This window comes from Paraburkholderia sp. EG286A, assembly GCF_040965375.1.
GTDB lineage: Bacteria > Pseudomonadota > Gammaproteobacteria > Burkholderiales > Burkholderiaceae > Paraburkholderia.
Map to the genome: position 1 here is coordinate 1 of NZ_JBFRCB010000055.1, position 255 is coordinate 255.

General features: G+C 58.8%; 1 pseudogene. It reads right to left on the minus strand.

Features of this window, described 5'->3' with window-relative positions:
* A pseudogene (locus AB4Y35_RS42230) lies at nucleotides 1-255 on the minus strand (IS630 family transposase); the annotation flags it as partial.

Below are 255 nucleotides of genomic sequence, written 5' to 3' on the forward strand. Positions count from 1 at the left end.
GGCTCAGGGTGCCGTTGCGTTTGTATTCAAAGCCATGACTCTCGGCACGCCCGGGCGAGAGCGGCAACATCCGGTCCTTGCGATCCAGCGCCTGGATGGCTGTCTTCTCGTCCACGCAGAACACCACTGCATGCAACGGCGGATTAAGGTACAGCCCGATCACATCGGCGGCCTTGGTCTCAAAGTCAGGATCGTTGGACACCATGTGCGTATCGAGACGATGTGGCCGAATGTCGTGCTTGCGCCAGATACGTT